The organism is Bacillus sp. FSL K6-3459, assembly GCF_038003305.1.
GTDB lineage: Bacteria > Bacillota > Bacilli > Bacillales > Bacillaceae > Bacillus > Bacillus pumilus_O.
Map to the genome: position 1 here is coordinate 2,260,858 of NZ_JBBOOW010000001.1, position 23,598 is coordinate 2,284,455.

The window sequence follows — 23,598 nt, forward strand, 5'->3', positions numbered from 1 at the left end:
TTCTCTGTCTATACATACATTTCATTATATAAAAGAAAGATTAAAAAGTAAAATAAAAGCTAATGAATGGCTGTTTTGAACTTACCGCCTTTTGTTTCATGCGTATCCATAATCGTAATAAATGCTTGACTATCAATTTCAAATACAATGGATTTTAGCTTTGTAATTTCAAGTCTTGTGACAACGGCGTAGATGACATCTTTTTCTTCATCTGTATAACCGCCTTTCCCTTTCAGCTTTGTCGTTCCCCTGCCAAGTCGATGCAGAATCGCATCTGAAATTTCATCATAATAATCTGATACGATAATGACAGCTTTTGTTTCATCAAGTCCTTGAATGACAGCATCAATTGTTTTCATTGCCAAATAATATGTCATGACAGAATACATAGCCTGCTCTGGTCCGAAGACAAAGCCTGCCCAAATAAAAATGAACACATTGACGATCATGACAAACTCACCGACGGAAAAAGGAATTTTTTTCGTTAGCAGAATGCCTAAGATCTCCGTTCCATCCATTGAGCCTCCATTACGGATGACAAGTCCAACACCAAAACCAAGTAATAGCCCGCCAAACACAGTGGCTAAAATTGGCTGAGTGGTAAACGCCTCTACATGATGGAGCGAAGATTCAATCACGGCAAGACTGACAATCCCAATCACTGTGGAAACCAAAAAGGTTTTCCCAATATGTTTGTATCCTGATATCATAAATGGAATATTCAAAATGACAACAATCGTCGCAAAATTGATGAATGGGTTATCTGTAAAGAGATAATCCAAAATGAGCGAAATGCCGATGATGCCTCCATCGATAATATTGTTTGGCACTAAAAATAATTCAATGCTAACCGCTGCGCATGTAGCTCCTACTAGAATCAGAAAAATTCTCAAAATAAAATGAGGCACTGATTCCTTTCTATGCTGTTTACTATTTGCCATACGTTCTCCCTTCTACACTTGTTAAATTTTCAATGAACATTTTATTCACTTTACTATTTTATCATTTCACAGGGTAAAATAAAATTTTTTGCACATTTTCCGTTTTCGCCCATACATTGTTATAGAGGGGAGGAATGGAATTGATTTTAATTCAAAAAATTGTCCTGCAACGGCTCAATCAGATCACAGCAAATGATCTGTTAAGGTATGCGAAGCAGTATGGTGTCAGTTTAACGTCAAACCAAGCTGCCGACGTGGCCAAACTCATGAACGGTAAAAACATCAATATTTTTAATGATGCAGAGCGTAGCCGGCTTCTTAAGCAAGTAGAAGCGATTACATCTAAACAGACAGCTCAGACTGTCAATGATCTGTTTAATCAGTTTACAAGTTAAGCAAAAAAGGGCCGCATTTAGCGGCACCTCATGATGTTGTATGCTTTTTTACTGATCCTTAATTTTATCTAGTAAGCCTTCGTCAAATTGCTTTTCTTTTAGCATCGCAATTTCGAATTTATAAGGTGGTTTTTTGTTCTTTTTATCTTCACCTACATAAGGCGTTTCTAAGATTTTTGGTACATCTTGAAGCTGCGGATGATGCACAATATTGTTCAATGCATCGAAACCAATTTCACCAAAGCCGATATTTTCATGTCGGTCTTTTCTTGCGCCTTGTACGTTTTTACTGTCATTAATATGAAGAACCTTGATTCGGTCAATACCAACGATTCGATCAAATTCTTCTAACACCCCATCAAAGTCTGTCACAATCGGATAACCAGCATCGTGTGTGTGACACGTATCAAAGCAGACAGAAAGTGCTTCGTTATGTGTCACTCCGTCGATAATTTGGGCAAGCTCTTCAAAGCTTCTTCCGCACTCTGATCCTTTGCCTGCCATTGTTTCAAGTGCAATTTGAACCTTTTGCCCTTTTACGATGACTTCGTTTAAGCCTTCGATGATTTTTTGGATTCCTGCTTCTGGTCCTGCTCCGACATGTGCACCTGGGTGGAGAACAATTTGCCTCGCACCTAGCGCTTCTGTACGTTCAATCTCAGAGCGAAGGAAGTCAACACCAAGCTCAAAGGTCGCTGGATTGACGGTGTTCCCAATATTAATAATATATGGTGCATGGACGACGATATCTGTCATTCCATGCTCTTTCATATGCGCTTGTCCAGCTTCAATATTGAGGTCTTCAATTTTTTTACGGCGCGTATTTTGAGGTGCACCTGTATAAATCATAAACGTATTCGAACCATAAGAGGCAGCTTCTTGACTCGCTGCAAGAAGCATATGTTTTCCGCTCATGGATACATGTGAACCAATCTTCAACAATGTTTCCCCCTACTTTCCATTACGCTTTGACTTTCTACGTTCCTGTCTTTTGATTTTGTCCATCTCACGTGTCATTTTCTTTTTATATCCAGGTTTGACGGCTTTCGGTTTTCTCACAAGACGCTTTGCTTTTTCTTCAATTTCATTAGGTGCTTTTTTACGTCTTTGACGCTTCAAGCGGTCATCTGCATCTCGCCATTCGCCATGTACAATGGTTTTGTTTTCAAACACAACGCCCATTTTCTCGATTTGAATGAGTGCATCCTCATCAGCAAGCTCATAAATCGTCATCGCAATTCCAGATGAACCAGCTCGAGCTGTTCGACCAACACGGTGAACATAAAAATCAAGATCAGATGGAAGTTCATAGTTGATCACATGGCTGACGCCTTTAATATCAATTCCTCGGGCTGCAAGATCAGATGCCACAATATAAGTGAACTCTAAATCATCAATTTGTTTCATCACTTTTTTACGTTCGCGAGGCGTTAATCCGCCATGAAGCACCCCAACTCTCATTCCTTTTTCTTGTAGGAATGATGCGATTTCATCAACGGTTGTTTTTGTATTGGCAAAAATGATGCCTAAATAAGGCTGTACATTTGTCACCATTTCATGAAGTAATTTTAGCTTGTCACGCTGTTTAGATGGTACTAAAATATGCTGAATGTTTTCAGCTGTAATTCGTTTTGGTTCAACATGGGCATATTTTGGATTGTCCATATATTTTTTTAGGAAAGGCTTTAGTTTTTCTGGAATCGTTGCTGAGAACACCAGCATTTGCAGCTGTTCTGGCATTTGTGAACCAATACGATCCACATCTTCTAAAAATCCCATATCCAGCATTAAATCCGCTTCATCAATGACAAGAGATGTCGCTTTGTAAACGTTCAGCGCCTGCTCATGAATGAGGTCAGCAATACGTCCAGGTGTACCAACAACCAAATGCGGCTGGTTTTTTAGCTTTTGAATGGATTTCTGCTTGTCCGTACCGCCAATGTAAAGCTTTGCTTTAATCTCTTCTTCTGGGGAAGCATTTTTTAAAATCGTTTGGGCTTCTTTGAAAATTTGATTGGCTAATTCTCTTGTAGGTGCAGTAATCACGACTTGTACGTGCTCTTTGCTTGGATCAATTGAATGAATCAGCGGCAATAAGTACGCGTGGGTTTTTCCTGTTCCTGTTTGTGATTGACCAATCACGCTTTCTCCTTTTAACACAGCAGGGATGATTCTTTTTTGAATATCAGTCGGCTCATAAAAGCCCAGTTCATGAATAGCATCTATAATAAAAGACTTTAATTCATATGTCGTAAATTTTGTTTCGTTCATGTTTTCACTCCTTAAGGCAATGCCTTTTTGCTCATCTCCTCATTATAGCTGATTTTCAGCAAAAAAACCATGTCCGCTTTTCTTACAGGAAACCAATTGATGCTTCCTTGCATAACCTATGAAGAGAAAGAGAATGCAGTAAGGGAGGTACAAGTATGTTAGGGCAAAGGCCTATGGGCGATTTTCAGCCGCACCGTCCCTCACGTCGGCATCTTGGAAATGGCGGACAGCCCGGAATTTTTCAAAGGAGGCAGCAGGCTCCTATCGAACAGCCTTTTCAAGGGCAAGGCAATCAATTTCAGCAAATGATGCCTCGCTCCCCGTCTGTACAGGGAGGCGGTGTACGCGGAATGGGCGGAATTCCAGGAGGCGAAAGCCGTGCACTAGGCGGCGCAGGAATGAAAGGCATGCTCGCTAAATTTCTTCCTGGTGCAGGAGGAGCAGGGGTCTCTGGAGGTGGTGCGGGATTACAAGGAATCCAGAGCTTTGCAAATCCGGCAACGCTCTCAAGCATGTTAGGAAATGTTCAAAAAGTGCTCGGTATGGCGCAGCAATTTACACCAATGATTCAGCAATACGGTCCTTTAGTCAGAAATCTGCCTGCTATGATTAAGCTATACAGCCAGCTTGGTAGTGCGGATGATGATGAAACAAACGCAGATGAAGAACATAAAGAAATCGGCGAGGAAACAGAAGTGCCAAAAGAGGGAGCAGCGCAAGATGATGAAATAGAAGAAAACGAAGAACCAGAGGACATTCTCGTCAAAAAAGCAGCTCCTCTCACATCACCTGCTCCTGAAGCAAAACCGAAAAAAAGACCTGGCAGCTCTGTTCCAAAACTATATGTCTAGTGTTCTTTTAACGGCGAAGTGTCACCTGCGTATAACAATCTTTGATATATACGCTTACTTTGGCTATAATGGAAGCTAGAGAATGATAAAAAGCCGTTTTTCACGGCTTTTTATATTGTTCTTCTCTAGCAGCACTTCCCTACAGGAGGACGAATAAATGAATGTAATTAAAATTTCGCCGCGTGGCTATTGCTATGGCGTTGTAGATGCAATGGTCATTGCTAAAAATGCCGCACTTGATAAAAACTTGCCACGCCCAATTTATATATTAGGTATGATTGTGCACAACAAACACGTGACAGATGCTTTCGAAGAAGATGGGATTTACACACTGGACGGACCAAACCGCTTGGACATTTTAAAGCAGGTTGAAAGCGGAACAGTCATTTTCACCGCTCACGGCGTTTCACCTGAGGTTCGTCAAATTGCAGAAGAAAAAGGTCTTGTCGCCATTGATGCAACCTGTCCTGATGTAACGAAAACACATGAACTCATTTCAGAGAAAACAGCTGATGGATATGATATTATTTATATCGGAAAAAAAGGTCACCCTGAGCCAGAGGGAGCTGTCGGAGTAGCCCCTGACAAGGTGCATCTTGTCGAATCAGAAGCCGACATTGAGGCGCTCGATTTAACATCAGATAAACTGCTCATTACAAACCAGACGACGATGTCTCAGTGGGATGTCCACGATCTGATGGAGCTCATAAAAGAGAAATATCCTCACGTTGAGTACCATCAAGAAATTTGTCTTGCGACACAAGTACGTCAGGAAGCTGTATCTCAGCAAGCTGGTCAAGCCGATCTTACCATTGTTGTCGGCGATCCAAAAAGTAATAACTCCAATCGTCTGGCACAAGTGTCAATGGAGATTGCCGGAACGCAGGCTTACCGTATTGGTGACCTAAGTGAGCTCAAGCTGGAGTGGCTACAAGGCGTAAATACCGTTGCCATTACTGCTGGCGCTTCTACACCAACACCTATTACAAAAGAAGTGATTCGTTTCTTAGAAAACTACGAGCCGGATGATGAATCAACTTGGAAGATCGAACGGTCGGTTCCTCTTTCGAAAATACTACCGCGCGTGAAAACAAAGAAATAAAAGAACGTCAGAGCATAGAAGCTCTGACGTTTTTTTGTTTACATAAATTGAAATGGATTTGTGTTCGATTCAGAAACAAACAGCTGTACATCATACTTTTTATCTGAACATAGCGATTGAAGCTTCGCCTTTACGCCTTCTTTCATGATCTTTTCCGCATAATGTCCTGGGTCCACTACGTTCAACCCGAGCATCATGGCATCATGGGCGACATGGAAATAAAGATCTCCTGTCACATACACATCAGCACCCATTCTTTTTGCTTGATGAATGTATTTATTCCCGTCTCCGCCAAGCACAGCTACTTTTTTTACAACAGCGTGCTGATCACCCACAAAGCGAGCACCATTTACATCTAGCTTTGTCTTCACAAATCGTGTAAAGTCTCCTAGAGTCATTGGCTCTTTTAGCTCTCCTATACGGCCAAGTCCTTTTTGAATAGGCGGAAGATCTGTCGTATGTACACTATAAGCGACTTCTTCATAAGGATGCGCTTTGATCATTTCACGAATGACTTGTTTTTCAATACTTGCCGGGAAAATGGTTTCAATCCGCACTTCTTTAACAAATTCTAATTGACCGGATTCACCAATGAACGGGTCCGCATCTTCTGATGGCAAAAAGCTTCCTGTCCCTTCATTTGAAAATGCACAATGGCTGTAGTTGCCAATATGGCCGGCACCAGCATTTCCTAAAGCTGTACGGATGGCTTCTTCAAATTCCTGCGGGACATAGAGCGCAAGCTGTTTGATTTGATCCTCATATGTCGGGACTAACACACTTGTTTCTTCAAGCTCTAAAGCCTCCGCAAGCAAATCATTAACTCCTCCATCAGCCACATCTAAATTCGTATGTGCCACATATACTGCAATATCATGTTTAATACATTTCTCAATGATCCGTCCAGCTGGCTGATCTGTCGCTACATGTTTTAACGGACGGAAGACCGGTGGATGGTGAGCAATAATGAGATCCACATTTTTTTCGATTGCTTCATCTACAACATTCTCTAATACATCTAAGGTGATCATGACATTGTTTATCTTTTTATTTAACGTCCCAATCTGGAGACCGATTTTGTCACCTTCCATGGCATATGCCTTTGGTGAAAATTGTTCAAATAATTGGATGATTTCATGTCCATTTACTGTTTTAGCCAACAGTCAAAACCTCCTTTAGAATCTTAATTTTCACATGTAGCTCTTCAAGACGATCCTTGTTCTCTTCTGTTCGTGCTGCCTGTTGGATTTGACTTTCTATCTTCTCCATATGCTGAAGTTCTTGCATCCACTTGCGCCGGAAGACGTCATTTTGCTCTTTCGCAAGAAACGGACCAACTAGCATGCCTGTTTCAATTGACATCCCTTCATAGGCTTTATCTTTGTCGCCTTTTTCGGCGATGATAATTTCGTATATTTTGCCATCTTCTTCTAAAATGACTTCATCCATCAATTCATACCCCTCTTGATAAAGCCATAAACGAATGTGGTGAGCATGAATATTCGGCTGAAGAATGAGTCTTTCATCGCCTGCGAGCTTATGCTTGCCGTCATTTAAAATGCTTGCGATGAGTGCTCCGCCCATACCCGCAATCGTGACTGCATTCACTTCGCCCTTTTCAATGACTTCAAGGCCATTTCCTTTTCTGACCGAGATCTGGTCATCTAATTCAAGTCTATGTACTTGCTGCTTCGCTGATTGAAGCGGCCCTTCTGTTATTTCACCAGCAATCGCTTTTACTGCTTTATGATGCAGGATCGCATAGCACGGCAAATAGGCATGATCTGAGCCGATATCAGCAAAGACAGCCTCATGTGGTAAAAAGTCTGCGACTCTTTTTAATCGTTTTGATAAATTCATTTCATTCATACGTATCACTACTTTTCTTTAATGTTCATTCTTGTCTATCTTATATAAATTAAAAGTCGTTTTCAAATGAAAAAAAGCTCTTCTGATCAAAAAGAGCTTTTTGCGTAACATTATTTAATTTTGGATACCCATTCCGACATTTCATCGAGCTTTTCATTCGGGATTAGCCCGGCTGGCATCCCGTTGCCGCCTTCTTGAATTTTCTTCTTGATGTCTGCTACTTCAAGCTTGTCTCCAACACCTTTTAATGCAGGACCTGCACCGCCTTCATAGTTTTCCCCGTGACAACTTAGACAGTTTTGCTTATACAATTCTTCCGGCGTCGCATTTGCTGTTTCTTCTTGCTTTTGCTCCTCGCCTCCAGAGGCGATTTTGTCTTCGTCTTTCAACCCCTTCATTGATAAGAAAAAAGTGAGTCCAATACCTAAAATGGCAATCAATAAAAATGGTATAAGTGGATTCCGTTTCATTTCTTTCATCCTCCCCTTTGTGAAAACCCCTTTAAAACTATACAAACAATTCTAATTCTACTTTAATTTTACAAAAAGTAAACGAATTATGATACAAAACTTTGGTCAAGTTCACAGATTAGACAAAAATGGTGCAAAGATGAGAAATGAAGCCTTCAGCACATTTTGATGTATTTTTTATACATCTTTTCTCTAAGAACGTTGCAAATTCATTATTTATTCAGTAAAATATAATCAGATTGAAAAAAGCGTTTTCATTTCTGATGAAGAAAGAACGGATCTCTTTCAAGATCCGTCCAGTTTCTACTCTAAGAAGTCTTTTAATCGTTTACTTCTGCTTGGGTGTCTTAATTTACGCAGAGCTTTCGCTTCAATTTGGCGGATACGCTCTCTTGTGACGCCGAACACCTTTCCAACCTCTTCTAACGTACGTGTTCTTCCGTCATCTAGTCCGAAACGTAGTCTCAGTACATTTTCTTCACGGTCCGTTAGCGTGTCTAATACATCTTCAAGCTGCTCTTTTAACAATTCGTATGCAGCATGGTCAGATGGAGATGTCGCCTCTTGGTCTTCAATAAAATCACCAAGGTGCGAGTCATCTTCTTCACCAATAGGTGTTTCTAAAGATACAGGCTCTTGTGCAATTTTAAGAATTTCTCTAACCTTTTCTGGCGTTAAGTCCATGTCTTCAGCAATTTCCTCTGGCGTTGGTTCTCTGCCTAGGTCCTGCAGAAGCTGTCTTTGAACACGAATCAATTTATTAATGGTTTCCACCATATGAACCGGGATCCTGATTGTTCTTGCCTGATCGGCAATCGCACGCGTGATCGCCTGTCTAATCCACCAAGTCGCATATGTTGAGAATTTGTATCCTTTGCGGTAATCAAACTTCTCAACTGCCTTCATAAGACCCATGTTTCCTTCTTGAATCAAGTCTAGGAACAGCATACCTCGACCGACGTAGCGTTTTGCGATGCTGACAACGAGACGAAGGTTTGCTTCCGCTAATCTTCTTTTTGATTCCTCATCGCCTTCTTCGATCTTTTGAGCATACGTAATTTCTTCTTTAGCAGATAACAAATTGACGCGTCCGATTTCTTTTAAGTACATACGAACAGGATCATTAATTTTGACACCTGGAGGTACGCTTAAATCATTCAGATCAAATTCTTCCTCTGCTTTAGCCAGCTGCTGAACATTTGGGTCTTCTGTCTCTTCGTTTTCACTAATGAGCTCTACACCCTGTTCGCCTAAGTATTCATAGTATTCATCCATTTGGTCTGATTCAATTTCAAAGCTAGACATACGCTCTGCAATTTCTTCGTATGTTAAAACGCCCCGTTTTTTACCTGTTTCAGTGAGCTTATCTCTCACCTGTTCAAAGGTTAATTCAGTTTCGGTTTCGTGGGCTTGTTTATCAGCCATTATGGATCCCTCCTTCCAAAGCTTGCAACGAATTCTAAAGTAACTTGCGATTTGCTTCCGTCCTGCTTTTCTCTCTTTATCAAGCAGATGAGCAAATAGGAATAAAATAAATAATGATGAAGGCAAGATGCTTGCGGTCTTATGCTCCTCCCGTAAAGGATTCATTGCCAGCCGAAAGTCTTGTCATAAATATTAGACGTATTACTTCAGCGAACGGTTCAACTGAACAATTTCTTTTGCGAGTGTTGCCGCTTTGAAGAAATCTCTTTGCCTCTCCGCTTCTGCACGTTCTAGTTCTTTTTCCTTTATCATTGACAAATTCCGATGATTCAACACTTTTTTTACATAATCACTTAATTCAGCTTCACTTAGTTCGTCCCCAACTTGAATCATGAATATATCCGTCAGAAGCTGATTGATGACATCATCTTCTATACGGTTCATCAGGTGCTGCGGCGTTGGTTCTTTGCCTTCTTCATACAAAGCATAAATGTACGTGGCCAGCGCCCTGTGAGAATCTATATTAAATTCAATCCCTATTCTGTCCAGTACTTTGCGGATCACGTCATCGCTTTTCAACATATGAGCAAGCAGCATTCGCTCTGCATTTTCATATGCTGGCCGCAGACGCTTTCTTCGTACTTGTGTTGACAGATGTGCACGCCTTTTTTCAAGCCCGCTTTCTTCCTGCGTGCTTTTGGCTTCTTGACGCTGCTGTTTTTCAAACAGCTCTAGTTGTTCCTTTAATGAATCAAGTGAGATCGAGAACTCTCCAGCAAGCTGTTTCATGTAAATCTCTTGTTCCAAGGAACCGTTTAACCGGCTAATTTCTCGGAGTACCTGCTTCATATAAGTAAGCCGGTCCCCTTCGTCAGATAAATTCTTTCCCCTTCGAAAAAAATTCATCTTAAAAGTCATTAATGTCACACTTGCATCTATGATGTCATTCCTAAATTTCTCGCCACCATATTTACGAATGTAATCATCTGGATCAAGTCCATCTGGTATCATGGCAACGCGAACTTTACATCCTCTTTTTCCAAGCAAATCTGATGCTTTCATGGTGGCTTCATAACCGGCCGTGTCAGAGTCATAGCAAAGAATAATCTCTTCTACGTTCCGTCTGAGAAGTTTGACGTGCTCTTCTGTTAGAGACGTACCCATTGTTGCAACACTTTCGCCGACACCTGATGCGACAGCTGAGATAACGTCAGCAAATCCTTCGAAAAGAACCGCTCGTTCGCGTTTTCGAATATGCATACGCGCGTCATGAAAGTGATAAAGCAGCTTACTTTTATGAAAAAGTGGCGTTTCAGGACTATTCATATACTTAGGCTGCTGATCCCCAAGCGATCTTCCGGAAAAAGCGATGACTGTCCCATGATGATCATGAATGGGAAACATCACACGATCCCTAAAGCGGTCAAAAAAGCCTGTTCCGTTTTCACGTTGAATCAAAAGACCGGCCTTCTCCATCATCGCAGGATCAAACCCTCGTTTTTCTAAAAACTTGGTCACGAAATCCCAAGAGTCAAGAGCATATCCGATCTCAAACTTGGCAATTGTTTCATCTGTAAAGCCTCTCGCCCGTAAATAATCGAGTGCGTTTTGACCTTCCTTTGTATTTACCAGCAAATGGTGGTAAAATTTCTTAAGAAGCTCATGCGCTTCAATCATTTTATGATCTGCAGTGTCCTCTTGCTGTGAGGAGCTGATCTGAGCATTTGCTACATGATCAGGCAAATCAATATGGTACTTATCAGCAACATGTGAAACGGCTTCAATAAATGAGTAGCCTTCCATTTGTCTGAGGAACGAAAATACATTACCTCCTGCACCACAGCCAAAACAATGGAAGATTTGCTTATCTGCTGAAACAGAGAATGAAGGAGTATTTTCACCATGGAATGGACAAAGACCGAAGTAATTTCGACCTTGCTTTCTAAGCTGTACGTATTCTCCAATCACTTCGACAATGTCTGCGTTTTTTTGGATTTGCTCCAAAAGTTCATCTGGTATACGTTTGCTCATCCTAATAACACTCCGTCGTACATTATTCGCCTTTTAATTTAAAAATCCTTCATGATTCGACAGGATTTTTTGTAGTTGCGCAATAAATCGCTTTTTATCCTCTTCTAAAAGCTTTTTGGGACCTTTTCCGTATACACCTTTTCTTCGCTGTTTACTGGAAACATGCCTGCGTTCCAAATCAAAATCAATTGTTTCGTTCGTGTACATCCGTCCTCTTTCTGACAGGACAATGACCTGTCTTGGAAGCAGTAAGGAGGCAAGACCAATGTCTTGGGTGACGACAATATCATGCGCGGCAACTGAATTCGCAATGACTAAATCCGCTGCTTCCTTATGTGTATCCACAAACCGCCAATCTTCAAGTGGAGATCTTTTGGTTTGAAAATGCTCATATGAAGCAATGAACGTCACAGGTACTTGAAATTGAGATGCGACAGAAAGGATTTCGTCTTTTACAGGACAAGCATCTGCATCGACATAAATCGTCCTCTCTTGTTTATGTTCATTCAGGTGACTAATTCTCCATCCCTCCACCTTATTCCTGCTTTAGAGAAGCAAAAAGACCATACTTTTCCCCCATATAGCAAACAACAGTAAAACTCATTTTGTCGAAAAGTTATGTTCAGAATCACTTGACTTCTGCCAATATTAGTTTATTCGTTCTTGACTTAACTTAAACCTAAAATCAATCATTTTATCACAATTTTTTATTATAATACAAATGCAGCAAATATGCCATTGTTTTTGTTTACCCGTTTCCCACCATAGGAAAAACCCAGGAGGAGCATCCTGAGTTTATTCGGAACCTCTTTTGGTCAGCATTTGATGAATGACATTTGCCGTTTCTTCAACTGCTTTATTCGATACATCAACGACTTGACAGTTAATGCGATCCACCACTTTTTCAAAATACTCTAGCTCTTCTTTAATCCGTTCAATGTTCGCATAAATCGCGCGATCATTTAAACCTAGAGATTTCAATCGTTCTTTACGAATATGATTGAGTTTGTCTGGACTGATTTTCAGACCGATGCATTTCTTTGGATCTACTGAAAATAATTCCTCTGGCGGATCTACTTCAGGTACAATTGGAACGTTTGCTACCTTCAGTCGTTTATGCGCCAAGTATTGAGATAGTGGTGTCTTAGATGTGCGTGATACACCGATGAGCACAATATCAGCCTTTAGAATGCCTCTTGGATCTCTGCCATCATCATACTTCACTGCGAACTCAATGGCTTCAACCTTTTTAAAATAGTCCTCATCTAATTGACGTACACGCCCCGGCTCATGTTTCGCTTCATTTCCATAAGCAGTCTCCATTTTATCGATCAGTGGCCCGATGATGTCATAATAAATGACTCCGTTTGCTTCTGCCTCTTCAATTAAGAATTGGCGCATTTCTGGCACAACAAGAGTAAAGCAGACGATTCCGTTATCTGCTTTCGCCAGTGAAATGACTTCTTTAATCGTACCGACATCCTCTACATACGGGATTCTTCTAATATTTGAATGGTCTGATGAGCCGCCATCAAATTGGCTAAGTGCCGCTTTGACTACGAGCTCTGCCGTTTCTCCTACTGAATCTGATACCACAAAAATTACGCGATTACTCATAACATCCCCTCGCAGTCTTCTGAAATTAGATTATTTCGTTCTCTGATAAGCTAACAAGTATTTTCGTCATGTTTGTTTTTGTAATTCTGCCGACCACTTCAAAGCCTTTATCCGTATCTTTTATAACAGGAAGTGCGTCTATCTGCTTTTCAATCAAGTGCTTCGCCACATCCATAATGAAATCTTCCTTGCGGCAAACGGTGATGTTCGGCATTCTTGTCATAATGATATGGACAGGGATCGATGGAAGCTCTTGTTTTCCAATACTCGCGCGAAGGAGGTCCTTCCTTGATAACACACCTGTTAAAATAGAGTGATCGTCGACAACGAATAATGTGCCCACATCCTCTAAAAACATCGTACAAATCGCATCATAAACCGAAACATTCTCATGTATCACCACTGGAATGGATTGAAAATCTTTCACTTGAAGTTTTTTCAGCTTATCCGCTAAAAGCTGCGTGCCTGTTTTTCCTGTGAAAAAGTAGCCGACCCTTGGTCTTGCTTCTAAAAAGCCTGACATCGTTAAGATGGCTAAATCCGGTCTGAGGGTCGCCCTCGTTAAGTTCAGCCGATCGGCGATATGCTCTCCAGTGATCGGACCATTCTCTTTGACAATCTGTAAAATCTGCTCTTGCCGTTTATTTAACTCGATTGTACTCACCACCTTTAAATAGAGAGAGCGAATCTTTATTTTATGTATATCATTTTCATAACTCATCATATTATAGCGCATCTTTGTCCGAATGAAACAAAAATCCACTCAAAAACAGTGAATTAAATGAGTAAAAAACGATTGCCCTTCAAAAAAGGCAACCGTTCTTAGGTATTTATTTTACAATTAAATTGTTCATATTCGCAAATGATTGAATGACTTTTGCTAGTTTGACCATTTGTGCCAAACGATTTCTCTTTAGCTTTTCATCATCTGCATGAACCATTGTGTGATCGAAATAATGTACAATCGGTGTTTTTAACGTATCAAGCGCCTCAAGCGCTGCGCTGTATTGTCCTGCTGCTACATGTTCCTTAACGGCTGTCTCTACTTGCTGATACGCCTCATATAGCTTTTGTTCATGCTCATTTTCAAACAGCTCAGGCTGAATCTCTGCGTCTTCACCTTTTTTACTGATTGAAATGACGCGTCCTAGTGCTTCTGCTGTTTCTTTAAAGCTTTCTTGTTTCACACTCTCTTCAAGAACAGCTGCTTTTTTCACGACTGCATAAGGTTCAATATCTTCAACATCTAGCACTGCATCGACAACATCATGACGGATTTGCTCTGCTTGGAGGACATATTTTAAACGATGTGTTAAAAATTCCATGAGAGCAGTTTCGTGTGCTGCTTCTACTTGAGCAAGTGCCAAAAGCTCTTTGAATGAAATATTCCAATGACGATCAAGCAGAATTTGAACGATACCGCTCGCTTGTCTTCTTAGTCCATAAGGATCTTGAGAGCCGGTTGGAATGACATCAATTGAGAAGAAGGAACAAATAGAATCTAGCTTATCGGCTACTGCCACCATCGCACCAATTAAAGTGGAAGGCGCCTCATCACCGGCAAATCGCGGCATATAGTGCTCGTTGATGCTTTTAGCCACTTCTTCATGTTCGCCAAGTGCTTTTGCATATTTCTCGCCCATAATTCCTTGTAATTCTGGGAATTCATAGACCATTTGAGTCACAAGGTCAAATTTCGAAATACTTGCCGCTCTTGCCACACGCTCTGTCGTTTCCTCATCCGCACCGACATGTGCTGCTAAACGCGTCGCAATGTCAGTCACTCTCTTTAGCTTGTCGCCAATTGTGCCAAGTTTCTCATGGAATACGACCTTATCAAGCTTCTTAATATTGTCTTCAATGACTAGTTTTTCGTCTTCTTTATAGAAGAAGGCAGCATCTGATAAACGTGCACGAAGTACTTTTTCGTTCCCTCTTGCGACATTTTCGAGCGCTTCGCTGTTTCCATTTCTCACCGTAATAAAGTGCGGCAATAATTCCCCTTGCTCATTTTTCACAGGGAAATAACGCTGATGCTCTTTCATTGTCGTTACCAATACTTCTTCCGGCAATGCAAGGAATTCTTCTTCAAAGGAACCAGATAGCACCGTTGGGTATTCTACAAGATTGTTGACCTCCTCTAGAAGCTCAGGATCAACCGGAATCACCCAACCTTTTTCTGAAGAAAGAGCATTTAACTGTTCGGTAATAGATTGTTTTCTTTTATCTGAATCTGCAATGACAAATTGATCGCGCAATGTTTGCTCATAAGAAGCAGGCGAGTCGATGATCGCTATTTTACCAAGGAAACGGTGTCCTCTTGTCTCACGGCCGCTTTTCACACCAGCAATGTCAACAGGTACAATCTCCTCTCCAAATAAACAAACAATCCATTTAATGGGACGGATGTAGCGTAAATCGTTGCTTCCCCATCTCATGTTCTTTGGAAAACTTAATGAAGCGGCGATCTCACCTAATGCTGGCAGAAGGTCTTTGACTTGTTTTCCTTCTTCAAACTTCTGGACATGGACATAATCCACTCCTTTGATCTCTTTAAAATAGAGATCTTCTGTTGAAGCACCTTGTCCGCGGGCAAAACCTTCCGCTGCTTTTGTCCAGTTGCCTTCCGCATCTTGCGCGATCTTTTTAGCTGGACCTTTTGCTTCTTCTTTGATGTCTTCTTGTTTTTCTGCGACACCTTTCACAAGTACAGCAAGACGTCTTGGTGAGTTAAATAGGGCAACATCTTCAATTGAAATGTTTTGCGCTTCAAACCACGCTTTTACTTTTTCGCCTAGTTGCTTTGTGCTTTCTGACATGAAACGAGCCGGCATCTCTTCTAAGCCGATTTCGAGTAATACATCTTGTTTATTCATGAGAAGCCGCCTCCTCTTTTAGCATAGGGAATCCCAATTTTTCTCGTTCTTCATAATATGTTTTGGCTACTTTTCTTGCTAACTGGCGCACTCTTCCGATATAACCAGTTCGCTCCGTAACAGAAATTGCGCCCTTTGCATCGAGCAGGTTAAAGGTATGAGAACATTTGAGCACATAATCGTATGCTGGGTGAACAAGCCCTTTGTCCATTTGGCTATGTGCTTCTTTCTCATAGGTCGTAAATAAATCAAACAGCATATCAGTATTAGATGTTTCAAATGTATAAACAGAGTGCTCATATTCAGCCATTAAGAATAAATCTCTGACCGTAAATCCGTCAGTCCATTCAAGATCGAAGACATTTTCTTTGTCCTGAATGTAGGAAGCAAGACGTTCAATACCATATGTGATTTCAACTGAAACAGGCTTACATTCCAAGCCGCCGACTTGCTGGAAATACGTGAATTGGGTGATTTCCATTCCATCAAGCCATACTTCCCAGCCAAGTCCTGCACAGCCAAGAGATGGGTTTTCCCAGTTGTCTTCGACAAAACGAATATCATGTTTCAGCGGGTCAATACCAAGCGCTTTCAATGATTCAAGATACAGTTCTTGAATATTGTCAGGTGACGGCTTAATGATCACTTGGAATTGATGATGCTGATACAATCTATTTGGGTTTTCTCCATATCTGCCATCAGCCGGACGTCTTGAAGGCTCAACATACGCTACCTTCCACGGCTCTGGGCCAATGCTTCTGAGGAACGTGTATGGACTCATCGTTCCGGCACCTTTTTCTGTGTCATACGCCTGCATTAATACGCAGCCTTCATTTGACCAATGCTTTTGCAGCGTCAAAATCATGTCTTGAATATTCAATGATCGCACCTCCATCTTTTCTACACCATCCACTATGTACAGCGGGTGGGTCTAGAACCCCGCAAAAGAACACAAAAACTCCCGTCTCTATGCTCGCAAGGCTCCTTGCAAACATAGGGACGAGAGTTTTTCCCGCGGTTCCACCCTATTTGCTGGTATCGTAGCAACCAGCCGCTTTGTTTTACGTTGCTCAAGAATGCCTTTCGTTACGCTTCCATCCTTAGCTCACACCGCCCTAAGGTCGCTTTTATGGATTCTGCGCAAGTACTTCTTTCTGTCAATGCAACATATTTGATCTTAGATGATCTTACAAAAAGTCATAGAAGATGTCAACTTTTGTTTTCCCCGCCCATGAGCTTTTTCATGGATTCCATTTGATTCATGAATTTTTTTGATTTCAAATAAAGGCCTGAATACTCGTCATAGTAGTGATCGAGCACTTGACGAATTTCTTGTTTCGTCTGCGGTTTCACATCAACCTGACCGAGCCTTGATAAATCAAAATAATGAAATAAACGGAGCAGCCTTGCAGCTGCTGGGGATAAGGGCAGTTTATACGGGTCTTTAGAAAAGCAATTTTGGCAAATGAAGCCGTTATCTCTAATTGAGAAATGAAACTGCCCTTCTTTTTGACCACAATGAACACATTGATCAAGTTCGGGCTTCATCCCCATCACTGATAACATTTTAACCTCTACGATAAATAAGATAATATCAGCATCTGTGCCTTCATTCAGATGACGCAGAGATTGAAGCAGGAGCTCAAACAAATAAGGGTTTGGCTTTTTTTCTTCTGTGCCTTTATCGAGTAACTCTGTCATGTATGCGGCATATGCGGTCAAAAATAAATCTTCCCGAATGGTCCGCATACTTTCAATCATTTCACCTTGCTGGAGCGTTCCAAGTCCTGTTGATGATTGGATCAAGAAGGTTCCGTATAAAAACGGCTGGCTTATGGCTGACAGGCGGCTGTTTGATTTTTTTGCGCCTCTTGCCATCACACCAATTTTCCCATGTTCTCTAGTGAGCAGCGTGACAATTTTGTTTGTTTCGCCATAATCTGTTGTTCTAAGGACGATTCCTTCACTTTTAATGAGCATTTTGTCTACACTCCGAGCATTGGAGGGGGTCAAGAATTATAAGATTGGAAAATCAAATCGTGCTATCTCTTCTTCAAGTACATCGGGTCTTTCCAGGTTCTCCTTTTCTAACTCTTTGAAAAGCAGATACGTGTCAACGCTTCCTGTTTGTGAAAATACGTTCCATGTAAAATTCAACATAAAAACCCCACCTTTCTTTATTAGAAGCAGCAACGCTACATCCAACATATTAATTTTATCTTGACCAGGCTACCTCCATTTCATGATAAACAATTTTTACTAATCGAACCGCACCATTGTCAGATTTTATGACAACAGCAACGATTTTTTAATATTCGTCTTCTCTAAATCCGAAGTCACGAAGGTGAGTGGACTTATTACGCCAGTCCTTCTGAACCTTTACCCAAAGCTCCAGATACACTTTTGAACCGAGAAGTGCTTCGATATCTCTGCGCGCTTTTTGTCCCACTTCTTTTAATAAGCTGCCTCGTTTCCCAATCACAATCCCTTTTTGCGAATCACGTTCTACGACAATGGTCGCCGCCACATGGATCTTGCCATTTTCATCTGGCTTAATGGATTCGATCGCAACTGCAATGCTATGCGGAATCTCTTCTCTCGTTAAATGCAGCACTTTTTCACGAATTAATTCAGAAATAATAAACCGCTCTGGATGGTCTGTTACTTGATCTGCTGGGTAGAATTGCGGGCCCTCAGGAAGATAACCTTCAACCTGCTGAAGAAGCGTATCAATGTTGTTTCCTTCAAGAGCTGAAATTGGCACAATTTCCTTAAATGGATAACGTGTGCGGTATTCATCAATTAAAAGGAACAATTCATCTGGGTGAATTTGGTCGATTTTATTGACGACTAGAAATACCGGTGTAGATGTTTGCTTTAGTCGTTCAATGATGAATTCATCACCCTTGCCGTAGCCTTCCTTTGCATTGATCATGAATAAGATCAGGTCGACTTCCTTCAATGTATTTTGAGCCACTTTCATCATAAAATCACCAAGCTTATGCTTAGGTTTATGAATCCCTGGTGTATCGATAAAGATCGTTTGAGACGTGTTTGTTGTTAAGACACCTTGCACTTTGTTTCGTGTCGTTTGGGGCTTATCACTCATGATGGCGATCTTTTGTCCAATGACACGATTAAGAAAGGTTGATTTTCCTACATTTGGTCTTCCAATAATTGATACAAATCCTGATTTGAAGCTTTCGTTAGTCATTTAAATCCTCCGGTGAAAATGCGCCTGGCAATAGTTCATTTACTGTTGTTTCGTATATTTGTCCTTTTAAGTTCGTTAGAATCACTGGCATGTCAGGTGCACATAGCTCTGAAATGACCTGTCTGCATGCGCCGCACGGCGAAACAGGCCGGTCTGTATCAGCCACTACCGCTAGCATTTGAAACGATGTAATGCCTTCTGAATAGGCTTTAAAAAGTGCTGTTCTTTCCGCACAATTACACATACCATATGCTGCATTTTCAATGTTGCAGCCGCCATACACTGTTCCATCATTCGACAGTAATGCTGCACCGACTTTGAATTTCGAATAGGGTACATATGCAAAGTCCCTTGCTTTAACTGCTTCTGAAATCAACTCTTGTTTGTTCATTCCTAGTTCCCACTTTCAGAAGAAATGGTACCACTGTCACATTTATATTTTACATAATTCACGTGACATTTTCACGCCCATTTCTAAAAATGTTAATAAATAGTAATATTGTTCTATTGCATGATCTTCGGTAAGAAGATGATCAATCCAATCATAACCGAAATCGCGGCGTAAACGCAAACAGCGCCTGCTGCAGCGTCTTTCGCTTTCTCAGCAAGCGGGTGCCTCTCTTCTGTCATCAGGTCCACTGTATGTTCAATGGCTGTATTGACAAGTTCAAGTGCAAACATCCCCCCGCATAAAAGCAAAACGATCATCCATTCAAATGGTTCAATGTGAAACCAAAAGCCGCAGATCACCACGATGATGGCTGCGACTGTGTGAAATCGAAAATTCCGTTCATTCAAGAAAGTTCGCCATATTCCTCTAAATGCATAATAAAAACTCCGAAAAAAACGGGCAAGCGGCCTTCTTTTCTTACGAAAATCTTGAAAGGCCATAATCATCCAAGATCTTTGTCTGTTTGGCGAACATTTCTTTCTCATCTTCCTCTGTCATATGATCAAACCCGAGCAAATGCAGGAATCCATGAATGGTAAGAAATCCAAGCTCCCTCATAAAGGAATGTCCATATTCCTCTGCCTGCTCTTTCGTACGGTCCACACTAATGATGATGTCACCAAGTACAGGCGGAATATCATCAGCACCAATGATTTCAATTTCCCCTTCTCCTTCTTCCTCAAGTGCAAAGGAGATCACATCTGTTGGTGCGTCTTTTCCGCGGTATTCCTTATTGATTTGATGAATTTCTTCATTCGAGACGATCGTCACTGATACCTCCGCTTGATCTTTGACCTCAAGGGCATCAGCAGCAAATTGAAGAAGCTTTTCCACTTCTTCAAGCTGCTCTTTTGATACTTGTCCTGTTTCATCTATTAAATCGATTAACAATGTCATTTACTTCACCTTCTGCTTCGGGGCATCTGGATATTCAATCCGAGAATGGAAAATCCCCTTTAATGTTGTACAAATCGTTTGACTAATAATATTTAACTCTTTAAATGTCAGATCACATTCGCTGAATTGCCCATCCTGCATTTTATCGGAAATAATGCCTTTGACGAGCTTTTCGATCCGCTCTGGATTTGGATTATGCATCGATCGTACCGCTGCTTCCACGCTATCCGCTACAGAAATAATTGCTGCTTCTTTTGATTGCGGTTTTGGACCAGGATAACGGAATTCTTCTTCTGTCACCTGATCATCACGCTCTTTTGCCTTATAGTAAAAGAACTTTAACAGTGACTTCCCGTGATGTTGTTCGGCAATATCGACAAGCTCTTCAGGAAACTTCTTTTCTCTCAGCATATCAGCTCCATCTGTCGTATGGGCAATAATGATATTTTTACTTAGCTGAGGAGAAAGTTTGTCATGCGGATTATCAATATTCATTTGGTTTTCGATAAAGTATTGCGGTCTTTTCGTTTTGCCAATGTCGTGATAATAGGCGCCAACCCTTGCTAAAAGACCGTTTGCTCCGACTGCTTCACATGCAGCATCCGCTAAATTTGCCACCATGACACTATGATGATATGTACCTGGTGTCTCTGTTAAAATCTTTTTAAGCAGCGGATGATTTGGGTTTGATAGTTCAATCAGCTTCATTGTTGAAAGAATACCGAACATACTCTCAAACACAGGCATTAACCCAATGACCAAAATAGATGATGCAAACCCTGACACAATTGCCATCATAAGGTTTACACCGATTTCAAGCCCTGATGGTGAGGAGTTTTGGATGAGCGTAATAGAAAGAACCGCAAGGACATTCACCAAAGCGACTGAAAGCCCTGCCTGCAATATTTTTGAACGTGCATTATGCTTTCTCAAAAATAAAATGCCCGCCATCCCGCTCACTAGGTAATAAGCGCAGATCACATAGTTAAAGACGCCGGTTACTCCTTGATTAAACATCATACTGCCGCAAAGAGCAAATACAAGGCCAGAGAAAATCGCTAGCCGCTCATTGATAAGGAGCTTGATCAGCATCGTGCCAAGTGCCACTGGCACCACATAACCTATTGTCGTATACTTCGTTTCCTGAAAGAGACTGAATACTTCCATGATCACTAAGATAATCGTGAAAATAAGCGAGTAGAGCAGCAACGACTTATTTTTATGAACAAGCGATTTTTTTCTCGTTTCAAGTGAATGAATAATCGCTGCTAAGAACAGACCAATCAAGATCATAAGACCGCTTACAGGCTTAATCAAATTGGAGCTGTTTAAGAGCCCTGTCAGTTCTAATTTACGATACACTTCTCGGTCGATAAGCTCTCCTTCTTCAACTAAGATTTGCCCTTGCTTAATCTGAACTGGCTGAATATTATCAGCGGCTTCTTGTCTTTTCTTCTCTGTTGCCACTGGATCAAATACATAGTTTGGAATGATCGCAAATTCACCGATTTCTTTCGCTGCATTTAAGTATTTTGATGGAATTGAGTTGTTTTCAAGCTCTGTTTTCACTTGTTTTTTCTCTTCTTGTAATTTCGCTGCTGTGATTTCTTTACTCATCAGTGAATTCACGACTGTGATGATAGAATCTTTAGTAAAAGAGAGATTTTCCTCACTTGCCTGAAGCAGCGCTTTGATGGATTGGTCTGAAACAGCCTCCTGCATATCTGAGGTCAGTTTTTCTTTCACACGCTTAACCATTTCTTTATCTGATGGCGGATTCTCTTTTTCATCAGCTGCTTTTTTCTCTTCTTTAATGGCTTCGAAAAGGGAGGAGATGAGGTCCACACGATTGTCTGAATACGCTTTTTTGAGTGTATATTGATCCTCTACTTGATCTGTTGCTTCTTGCTTCTTTTCTTCTGTCGCTTCTTGATCATCGACGGTTGATGGAGAATAGATGGTCTGTTCGCTCACCGAAAATAAATCTAAGTCGAGCGATTCAGGCTTTACATGGAAGAAGAGCACCACGAATAGAATGGCTGCTAAACCAGCGTATAGCAAAACATTTAAATAGCGTGAGCGCTCCATTTTCTGAGGTTCTTTTTTAGACAGCAGTCTTTTGCGCTTACTGTCTTTCTGATTCTTTCTCAAGGAAAGTACCTCCTTTTTTACTTTAAACCACGATCGAAACAAAATGACCCGATGAAGACGATCGGGTCATTAAGGTCATTTTTGCTTTTCGTATGCTCCGATGATCTTTGCCACAAGCGGGTGTCTGACCACATCTGTTTGGTCTAGCTCAATAAATGAGATGCCCTTGATCTCTGCAAGCATGTCCTTTGCAGCTGCAAGGCCAGACTGCATGCCCTTCGGCAGATCAATCTGTGTAATATCTCCTGTAATGACCATTTTAGAGCCAAACCCAAGTCTCGTCAAAAACATTTTCATTTGGGCAGGCGTTGTATTCTGCGCTTCATCTAAAATAACAAATGCGTCATCGAGTGTCCGCCCTCTCATGTAGGCAAGAGGCGCTATTTCAATCACACCGCGCTCAATTAAACGTTCCGTATGATCACTGCCCAGCACATCATGTAAGGCATCATATAGTGGTCTTAAATAAGGATCTACTTTTTCCTTTAGATCACCTGGTAAAAAGCCAAGACTTTCTCCTGCTTCTACAGCTGGTCTTGTCAGGATAATCCGTTTCACATGTCCATTTTTCAGTGCATGAACGGCATTGACGACTGCCAAATACGTCTTCCCTGTTCCAGCTGGTCCAATTCCAAAGACAAGGTCATCTTTTTTCATTGCCGCAGCATATTCCCGCTGGCCAATGGTTTTGACCCTGATTGACTTTCCTTTAGCATTTTTCGTAATTTCATCTTCATACATATTTTCAAAATAATTGAGCTTGTCTTTTTGCGCCATTTTAATGGCATATACGACATCCCGTTCAGAAATCTCAATTCCTTTTCGGATGAGATGTAAGAGAGATGTCATCAGACGGCTCGCTGTTTCTCTTGATGCTTCCTGACCAGAAACATACACTTTTTCTCCGCGCGTAATAATGGAGACATTCAGCTCGTTTTCCATCAGTTTCAGATAAGCATCTTGATTACCAAATAAAGCAATCGCTTCGTTTGGGCTATCTAATTTTTGTTGAATTTCAAGTAAATGTTCTGTCATTC

24 protein-coding genes and 1 other annotated feature are annotated in these 23,598 nt (G+C 41.1%); of the genes, 3 read left to right on the forward strand and 21 right to left on the reverse strand.

The window, feature by feature from the left end; all coding sequences use genetic code 11:
• Positions 1–59: 59 nt before the first annotated feature.
• On the reverse strand, positions 60–941 hold the full coding sequence (locus tag MHI35_RS11445) for a YitT family protein (protein WP_335349168.1): 882 nt from the start codon (positions 939–941) through the stop codon (positions 60–62).
• Between the two features lie 140 nt (positions 942–1,081).
• On the opposite strand from MHI35_RS11445, the gene MHI35_RS11450 reads away from it, so the two are divergent.
• The gene (locus MHI35_RS11450; protein WP_335349167.1) at positions 1,082–1,336 is read left to right on the forward strand and encodes a DUF2624 domain-containing protein; all 255 of its coding nucleotides are present in this window, start codon (positions 1,082–1,084) and stop codon (positions 1,334–1,336) included.
• 48 nt (positions 1,337–1,384) lie between these two features.
• Here MHI35_RS11450 and MHI35_RS11455 read toward each other — a convergent pair whose 3' ends face one another.
• Both MHI35_RS11455 and MHI35_RS11460 read right to left on the reverse strand, forming a co-directional pair.
• Positions 1,385–2,278: a deoxyribonuclease IV gene (locus tag MHI35_RS11455; RefSeq protein WP_044139400.1), complete on the reverse strand. Its 894-nt coding sequence runs from the start codon at positions 2,276–2,278 to the stop codon at positions 1,385–1,387.
• Positions 2,279–2,287: 9 nt separating this feature from the next.
• Positions 2,288–3,607, reverse strand: a complete 1,320-nt coding sequence (locus tag MHI35_RS11460; protein WP_144486558.1) for a DEAD/DEAH box helicase — start codon at positions 3,605–3,607, stop codon at positions 2,288–2,290.
• 155 nt (positions 3,608–3,762) lie between these two features.
• On the opposite strand from MHI35_RS11460, the gene vrrA reads away from it, so the two are divergent.
• Together vrrA and MHI35_RS11470 are read left to right on the forward strand one after the other, a co-directional pair.
• Positions 3,763–4,458, forward strand: a complete 696-nt coding sequence (vrrA, locus tag MHI35_RS11465) for a VrrA/YqfQ family protein (RefSeq protein WP_211063025.1) — start codon at positions 3,763–3,765, stop codon at positions 4,456–4,458.
• A 157-nt stretch (positions 4,459–4,615) separates the two neighbouring features.
• Positions 4,616–5,560, forward strand: coding sequence for a 4-hydroxy-3-methylbut-2-enyl diphosphate reductase (locus MHI35_RS11470; RefSeq protein ID WP_003217509.1), 945 nt, complete (start codon positions 4,616–4,618; stop codon positions 5,558–5,560).
• Between the two features lie 38 nt (positions 5,561–5,598).
• On the opposite strand, the gene MHI35_RS11475 is transcribed toward MHI35_RS11470, so the two are convergent.
• The 18 genes from MHI35_RS11475 to MHI35_RS11560 all read right to left on the reverse strand — a co-directional run bounded on the left by MHI35_RS11475 (position 5,599) and on the right by MHI35_RS11560 (position 23,596).
• Positions 5,599–6,720, reverse strand: coding sequence for a Nif3-like dinuclear metal center hexameric protein (locus tag MHI35_RS11475; protein ID WP_335349166.1), 1,122 nt, complete (start codon positions 6,718–6,720; stop codon positions 5,599–5,601).
• Positions 6,713–7,429, reverse strand: coding sequence for a tRNA (adenine(22)-N(1))-methyltransferase (locus tag MHI35_RS11480; protein WP_144522093.1), 717 nt, complete (start codon positions 7,427–7,429; stop codon positions 6,713–6,715). The genes MHI35_RS11475 and MHI35_RS11480 overlap by 8 nt, the downstream gene beginning before the upstream one ends.
• Before the next feature lie 110 nt (positions 7,430–7,539).
• Complete coding sequence (cccA, locus tag MHI35_RS11485; protein ID WP_041815739.1) at positions 7,540–7,899, reverse strand: cytochrome c550; 360 nt, start codon at positions 7,897–7,899, stop codon at positions 7,540–7,542.
• Between the two features lie 303 nt (positions 7,900–8,202).
• Positions 8,203–9,324, reverse strand: coding sequence for an RNA polymerase sigma factor RpoD (gene rpoD / locus MHI35_RS11490; RefSeq protein ID WP_008342392.1), 1,122 nt, complete (start codon positions 9,322–9,324; stop codon positions 8,203–8,205).
• 201 nt (positions 9,325–9,525) lie between these two features.
• Complete coding sequence (dnaG, locus tag MHI35_RS11495; RefSeq protein ID WP_144522095.1) at positions 9,526–11,355, reverse strand: DNA primase; 1,830 nt, start codon at positions 11,353–11,355, stop codon at positions 9,526–9,528.
• A 33-nt stretch (positions 11,356–11,388) separates the two neighbouring features.
• Positions 11,389–11,889 carry a YaiI/YqxD family protein gene (locus MHI35_RS11500; RefSeq protein WP_144486564.1) on the reverse strand — a complete coding sequence of 167 codons (501 nt, stop codon included), beginning with the start codon at positions 11,887–11,889 and terminating at the stop codon, positions 11,389–11,391.
• A gap of 261 nt (positions 11,890–12,150) precedes the next feature.
• The gene (locus MHI35_RS11505; protein WP_108611178.1) at positions 12,151–12,972 is read right to left on the reverse strand and encodes a pyruvate, water dikinase regulatory protein; all 822 of its coding nucleotides are present in this window, start codon (positions 12,970–12,972) and stop codon (positions 12,151–12,153) included.
• Between the two features lie 25 nt (positions 12,973–12,997).
• Complete coding sequence (locus MHI35_RS11510) at positions 12,998–13,636, reverse strand: helix-turn-helix transcriptional regulator (RefSeq protein ID WP_024423017.1); 639 nt, start codon at positions 13,634–13,636, stop codon at positions 12,998–13,000.
• A gap of 166 nt (positions 13,637–13,802) precedes the next feature.
• Positions 13,803–15,848 (reverse strand): glycine--tRNA ligase subunit beta, encoded by a 2,046-nt coding sequence (glyS, locus tag MHI35_RS11515; protein WP_335349165.1) that lies wholly within the window; start codon positions 15,846–15,848, stop codon positions 13,803–13,805.
• Positions 15,841–16,728 carry a glycine--tRNA ligase subunit alpha gene (glyQ, locus tag MHI35_RS11520; RefSeq protein ID WP_003217487.1) on the reverse strand — a complete coding sequence of 296 codons (888 nt, stop codon included), beginning with the start codon at positions 16,726–16,728 and terminating at the stop codon, positions 15,841–15,843. Before glyQ ends, glyS begins: the two co-directional genes overlap by 8 nt.
• A gap of 112 nt (positions 16,729–16,840) precedes the next feature.
• Positions 16,841–17,018: a binding site (T-box leader), on the reverse strand.
• A gap of 39 nt (positions 17,019–17,057) precedes the next feature.
• On the reverse strand, positions 17,058–17,828 hold the full coding sequence (gene recO / locus MHI35_RS11525; protein ID WP_012010612.1) for a DNA repair protein RecO: 771 nt from the start codon (positions 17,826–17,828) through the stop codon (positions 17,058–17,060).
• A 36-nt stretch (positions 17,829–17,864) separates the two neighbouring features.
• Positions 17,865–18,008, reverse strand: a complete 144-nt coding sequence (locus tag MHI35_RS11530; protein WP_003217288.1) for a YqzL family protein — start codon at positions 18,006–18,008, stop codon at positions 17,865–17,867.
• A 148-nt stretch (positions 18,009–18,156) separates the two neighbouring features.
• On the reverse strand, positions 18,157–19,062 hold the full coding sequence (era, locus tag MHI35_RS11535) for a GTPase Era (protein ID WP_088000408.1): 906 nt from the start codon (positions 19,060–19,062) through the stop codon (positions 18,157–18,159).
• The gene (locus MHI35_RS11540) at positions 19,055–19,453 is read right to left on the reverse strand and encodes a cytidine deaminase (protein ID WP_144481943.1); all 399 of its coding nucleotides are present in this window, start codon (positions 19,451–19,453) and stop codon (positions 19,055–19,057) included. Before MHI35_RS11540 ends, era begins: the two co-directional genes overlap by 8 nt.
• A 113-nt stretch (positions 19,454–19,566) precedes the next feature.
• A complete protein-coding gene (locus tag MHI35_RS11545) occupies positions 19,567–19,953 on the reverse strand; it encodes a diacylglycerol kinase family protein (protein WP_144522100.1) in 387 nt (128 codons plus the stop codon).
• On the reverse strand, positions 19,931–20,410 hold the full coding sequence (gene ybeY, locus MHI35_RS11550) for an rRNA maturation RNase YbeY (RefSeq protein WP_144522102.1): 480 nt from the start codon (positions 20,408–20,410) through the stop codon (positions 19,931–19,933). The genes MHI35_RS11545 and ybeY overlap by 23 nt, the downstream gene beginning before the upstream one ends.
• Positions 20,411–22,522, reverse strand: coding sequence for an HD family phosphohydrolase (locus tag MHI35_RS11555; protein WP_392387428.1), 2,112 nt, complete (start codon positions 22,520–22,522; stop codon positions 20,411–20,413).
• A gap of 114 nt (positions 22,523–22,636) precedes the next feature.
• The gene (locus MHI35_RS11560) at positions 22,637–23,596 is read right to left on the reverse strand and encodes a PhoH family protein (RefSeq protein ID WP_003217430.1); all 960 of its coding nucleotides are present in this window, start codon (positions 23,594–23,596) and stop codon (positions 22,637–22,639) included.
• Between the last annotated feature and the right edge of the window lie 2 nt (positions 23,597–23,598).

What these genes read in the sequence shown, in the direction of transcription:
- MHI35_RS11445 (WP_335349168.1), bottom strand. Translation starts at nt 941, where the DNA reads ATGGCAAATAGTAAACAGCATAGAAAGGAATCAGTGCCTCATTTTATT.
- MHI35_RS11460 (WP_144486558.1), bottom strand. Translation starts at nt 3,607, where the DNA reads ATGAACGAAACAAAATTTACGACATATGAATTAAAGTCTTTTATTATA.
- vrrA (WP_211063025.1), top strand. Translation starts at nt 3,763, where the DNA reads ATGTTAGGGCAAAGGCCTATGGGCGATTTTCAGCCGCACCGTCCCTCA.
- MHI35_RS11470 (WP_003217509.1), top strand. Translation starts at nt 4,616, where the DNA reads ATGAATGTAATTAAAATTTCGCCGCGTGGCTATTGCTATGGCGTTGTA.
- MHI35_RS11480 (WP_144522093.1), bottom strand. Translation starts at nt 7,429, where the DNA reads ATGAATGAAATGAATTTATCAAAACGATTAAAAAGAGTCGCAGACTTT.
- cccA (WP_041815739.1), bottom strand. Translation starts at nt 7,899, where the DNA reads ATGAAACGGAATCCACTTATACCATTTTTATTGATTGCCATTTTAGGT.
- rpoD (WP_008342392.1), bottom strand. Translation starts at nt 9,324, where the DNA reads ATGGCTGATAAACAAGCCCACGAAACCGAAACTGAATTAACCTTTGAA.
- dnaG (WP_144522095.1), bottom strand. Translation starts at nt 11,355, where the DNA reads ATGAGCAAACGTATACCAGATGAACTTTTGGAGCAAATCCAAAAAAAC.
- MHI35_RS11505 (WP_108611178.1), bottom strand. Translation starts at nt 12,972, where the DNA reads ATGAGTAATCGCGTAATTTTTGTGGTATCAGATTCAGTAGGAGAAACG.
- glyS (WP_335349165.1), bottom strand. Translation starts at nt 15,848, where the DNA reads ATGAATAAACAAGATGTATTACTCGAAATCGGCTTAGAAGAGATGCCG.
- recO (WP_012010612.1), bottom strand. Translation starts at nt 17,828, where the DNA reads ATGCTCATTAAAAGTGAAGGAATCGTCCTTAGAACAACAGATTATGGC.
- MHI35_RS11530 (WP_003217288.1), bottom strand. Translation starts at nt 18,008, where the DNA reads ATGTTGAATTTTACATGGAACGTATTTTCACAAACAGGAAGCGTTGAC.
- era (WP_088000408.1), bottom strand. Translation starts at nt 19,062, where the DNA reads ATGACTAACGAAAGCTTCAAATCAGGATTTGTATCAATTATTGGAAGA.
- MHI35_RS11540 (WP_144481943.1), bottom strand. Translation starts at nt 19,453, where the DNA reads ATGAACAAACAAGAGTTGATTTCAGAAGCAGTTAAAGCAAGGGACTTT.
- MHI35_RS11545 (WP_144522100.1), bottom strand. Translation starts at nt 19,953, where the DNA reads ATGGCCTTTCAAGATTTTCGTAAGAAAAGAAGGCCGCTTGCCCGTTTT.
- ybeY (WP_144522102.1), bottom strand. Translation starts at nt 20,410, where the DNA reads ATGACATTGTTAATCGATTTAATAGATGAAACAGGACAAGTATCAAAA.
- MHI35_RS11560 (WP_003217430.1), bottom strand. Translation starts at nt 23,596, where the DNA reads ATGACAGAACATTTACTTGAAATTCAACAAAAATTAGATAGCCCAAAC.